This window comes from Dokdonella sp. (assembly GCF_049593775.1).
Classification (GTDB): domain Bacteria; phylum Pseudomonadota; class Gammaproteobacteria; order Xanthomonadales; family Rhodanobacteraceae; genus Dokdonella.
In genome coordinates this window covers 1-3,221 of record NZ_JBAWHJ010000220.1, presented here as the reverse complement: position 1 = coordinate 3,221, position 3,221 = coordinate 1, and the positions used below count along the sequence as shown (strand labels likewise).

The following is a 3,221-nucleotide window of genomic DNA, read 5'->3' as shown; positions in this document are numbered from 1 at the left end:
ATCCGAGGATGTTCGCCTCGGCCGAGGCGATGGCCAAGGTCAAGGAACTGGCGGCGCAATCGCTGCCGGCCGGCATGGGCTATGACTGGAGCGACCTGAGCTATCAGCAGGCGACCCAGGGCGACGCGGCGCTGGTCGTGTTCCCACTGGCGGTGCTGCTGGCCTTCCTGGTACTGGCCGCGCTGTATGAAAGCTGGACGTTGCCGCTGGCGGTGATCCTGATCGTGCCGATGACTCTGCTGTCGGCCCTGTTCGGCGTCTGGCTGACCGGCGGTGACAACAATGTTTTCGTCCAGGTCGGCCTGGTGGTGCTGATGGGCCTGGCCTGCAAGAACGCCATCCTGATCGTCGAGTTCGCGCGCGAGCTGGAGCTGCAGGGCAAGGGCATCGTCGAGGCGGCGCTGGAAGCCTGCCGCCTGCGCCTGCGCCCGATCGTGATGACATCGATCGCCTTCATCGCCGGCACTGTGCCGCTTGTGTTCTCCAGCGGCGCCGGCGCCGAAGTCCGCTCGGTCACCGGCATCACAGTGTTCGCGGGCATGCTGGGTGTGACCCTGTTCGGCCTATTCCTGACTCCGGTGTTCTACGTGGCGCTGCGAAAGCTGGTGCATCGCCCGCTCGTTTCGCACGCGCCGGCGCCCGACGGGCTCGCCATCCCGGCGCATCATTGACTCCACCCCTTCCCTCCCTTCGAGGCAACTCATGAGTAACTCAAAGAAAATCGCCTTGGTCACCGGCGCCAGCTGAGGCATTGGCGTGGACTGGTCCTTCCTCGACGTGGGCCGGGTGCGGGCGCGAATCGCGGCGGCCGAAGCCGATGCCGACGAGAAGGCGCGCTACGAGCAGACTGTGCTGCGCGCGCTGGAGGAAACGGAGAATGCACTGGTGCGCTACCAGCACGCGCGCGCCGAAACGGCGCACCTACAGCACGCGGCCGAGGCCGAGGCCGGCAACCACGGTGCTGACTTGGCGTGCCTGCGGTTTGAAGGCGGCCTTGTGGATTTCCTCGATGTAGTCGACGCAGAGCGTGCAAGATTGAACGCGCAGGACCAGCTGGCGCAAAGCCAGGTTCGTACGGCCAGCGAGTTGGTGTCGGTCTACCGGGCACTGGGCGGGCGGTTGGCCAGACCGGTTGCCAGATCGTCTCGAGGTTGCGGCTGACCCGTGAGGCAGGGGCACGCCGTGCACTTCAGGCGGATGCCGCCCTCACCTACCCCTGATATCGCACCGTTATGAAAACTTGCCCTCACCGACGGCTTCCGGCCAAAAGGGGAAGTTCAACAGGGCGCGAGCGGTTCCGATGAACCTTGCTGGCCCTGCAACTTGCGGCACAGATCAGGTCTTCGATTCACGCTGATGACGATTGCAATGATCGTCTTTCCGACTGCCGCCATCGCGAAGGCGTGGTTCCAGACCAGCGGCGGAATGCGCGTGTGAACGCACTCGGGTCGGTGTAGTGCAGACTCTGTGCGATCGCAATGACCGGCATTGCGGTATCGGCGAGGAGTTGGCGGGACACATCATAACGGACCTCGTCACTCAGCGTTTTGAATGCAAGGTCAAATGCTTGCAATCGGCGGTCGAGGGTACGTCGGTGCATGCCCAGCTCGGCGGCAACAGATTGCATTGAACAGGTGCCAGACAGTAGCTGGCGGCGAACGACTCGCCGCACCTGTGCGACCAGATTGCCTGTTTCACCAGCTTCCATCGCGCGCGCCTTCGCTTCAAGCATGCGCAATCTGGCGGGATCGGCGCTGACCAGCTCGACATCAAGCCATGCGCGGTCGAACACCACAGCGGACTGCTCGACATCGAAGCGCAGGGGCGCCCTGAGGATATCCACATAGGGTTGGATGTCAGCCGGACGGCTGCGCGAAAACAGGATTTCATGTGGCCGCCACTTGGGCCCGCAAAGTGTGCGCAGCACGCTGAAAGATACAGCCAAGGCATTGTCGCCGAGCACATCGGCCCGTTCGACACCCGGTTCGTAGACCGTATAGCTGAAACTGGCGAACTGATTGATCTCCGACAGCGTCAGCAGCCCGCCCCCGTCAGCGAGGGTCATGAATCGACACATCAGCTTCAGTGCGGCACGCACGTCTGCAGCGGACTTCATCAAATCGGCCACGATGCCGTATGCCTCCAACGGAGTCGCCTCACCCATCAGCAGGCCAAAGTGCGGGCATCCGGTACGGTCTGCGCAAAGGCCCATCAGGCGAGTGCCTTCCCGAAACGGAATCAGGTTGTCGGGATGCTCGAACAAACCGATCGGCAATCCCGATTCGGACAGCAAGCTGTCCAGGCTCACCCCGAATTGCTCCAGCAACGGCGCCAGCGCCATCGTCGAGGCGGCGCGGTCATAGCCCCCCGGGACGACGCCACTCGCGCGCATGATGGGGGGCGTGTTCCCGATCGGAATCATTGATGTGCGAAGCACCTGGTTGTACCGCCGGGAGGGCGGTGTGGCGGGCTCGGGGGATAGAATGTGTCACAAATAGTCAAGTCGACGCAATCGCCCGCGGTGTATATAACGGGGTTACTGCAGGCAGTGTGGCCAAGCGAAGTAACGCGGAATACACAGCCCAGCGCGATCATTGAAAAAAAAGGAAAGAGACCATGCAAACCCCCAAGAAAACCATGACAGTTCTGGCCACCGCGCTTGCCTGCGCACTGACGGCAGGCATCGCAGCAGCGCAGGAAGCGCCCAAGATGAAAATGACCACGCCGATACCGGCCGATATCACCACGCCCGATACCGTGGAATCGCGCATCGGTACGCTCAAGTTCAATGACGGTTTCCCGACCGACGAGACAGTGCAGAAGGTTTACGACAACCTCGCGTTCCAGCGCGGCGTGAGCGTCTTCCTCAGTGCGACCGGAGGAAGCTCGACCGAGGGCCTGCGTCAGGGCCTGGCCAGCATCGGCGTGGACAACAACCAGACGATTGCGCTCTTCGAAAACCTGATGGATTCGAAGTCGCTGTTCCTCACCCCCAACACGGAAACCGTCTACAACGTGATGTGGGTTGATGTGAAGGACGGGCCGGTGGTTCTGGAAGTGCCACCGGACGTGCTTGGCATCATCGACGACCACTGGTTCCATTACGTGGCAGATTTCGGCCGGGTCGGCCCCGACAAGGGCAAGGGTGGCAAGTATCTTCTGGTTCCGCCCGGCTACAAGGGCGACATACCGGAAGGCTATTTCGTCTACCACACCAACAC

The 3,221-nt window shown here is 62.3% G+C and carries 4 protein-coding genes; 3 read left to right on the top strand and 1 reads right to left on the bottom strand.

All coding sequences use genetic code 11. The features are described 5' to 3' along the window. Positions 1–671 (top strand): efflux RND transporter permease subunit (locus WBP53_RS07885; protein ID WP_423927646.1); only part of this gene is annotated, 671 nt, incomplete at its 5' end. An 85-nt stretch (positions 672–756) separates the two neighbouring features. Next, positions 757–1,161, top strand: coding sequence for a TolC family protein (locus WBP53_RS07880; protein WP_423927644.1), 405 nt, complete (start codon positions 757–759; stop codon positions 1,159–1,161). A gap of 187 nt (positions 1,162–1,348) precedes the next feature. Here the strand turns inward: WBP53_RS07880 and WBP53_RS07875 are convergent, their stop codons facing one another. Continuing rightward, positions 1,349–2,422, bottom strand: coding sequence for an AraC family transcriptional regulator (locus WBP53_RS07875; RefSeq protein ID WP_423927642.1), 1,074 nt, complete (start codon positions 2,420–2,422; stop codon positions 1,349–1,351). 194 nt (positions 2,423–2,616) lie between these two features. Between WBP53_RS07875 and WBP53_RS07870 the strand changes: the two genes are divergently transcribed. After that, positions 2,617–3,221, top strand: a 605-nt coding sequence (locus WBP53_RS07870; protein ID WP_423927640.1) for a DUF1254 domain-containing protein, incomplete at its 3' end; no start/stop codon positions are given.

Bases quoted from the DNA above. Each gene is read 5' to 3' on its own strand.
- WBP53_RS07875 (WP_423927642.1), bottom strand. From the start codon at position 2,422: ATGATTCCGATCGGGAACACGCCCCCCATCATGCGCGCGAGTGGCGTC.